This is a genomic window from Mesorhizobium sp. LSJC285A00 (genome assembly GCF_000503155.1).
In the GTDB taxonomy this organism is placed as follows: Bacteria; Pseudomonadota; Alphaproteobacteria; order Rhizobiales; family Rhizobiaceae; genus Mesorhizobium.
The window spans coordinates 1-233 of sequence record NZ_AYVK01000120.1; the positions used below are offsets into that span (position 1 = coordinate 1).

The 233-nt window shown below is 65.7% G+C and carries 1 protein-coding gene; it reads right to left on the reverse strand.

Features of this window, described 5'->3' with window-relative positions; genetic code table 11:
- Positions 1–233, reverse strand: a 233-nt coding sequence (locus tag X726_RS0137220; protein ID WP_156940772.1) for an ABC transporter permease subunit, incomplete at both ends; no start/stop codon positions are given.

A 233-nucleotide genomic window follows, 5' to 3' on the forward strand; every position in this document is an offset into this window, starting at 1 on the left:
ATGTAGCTGGAGATCATCTGGTCTGTCGGCCCGCCGACAAGCGTCGGGGTGATGTAATAGCCGAGCGCGAAGACGAAAACGATCGCCCCGCCGGACAGGATGCCGGGCAGGATCAACGGCAACTGGACGCGGCGCCATGCCGTGAACCATGGCGCACCCAGCGACAGCGCCGCGCGCATGTAGGTGGTCGGAACCCGCCGCATGACGGCGACGACGGAGAGGACCATCATGGG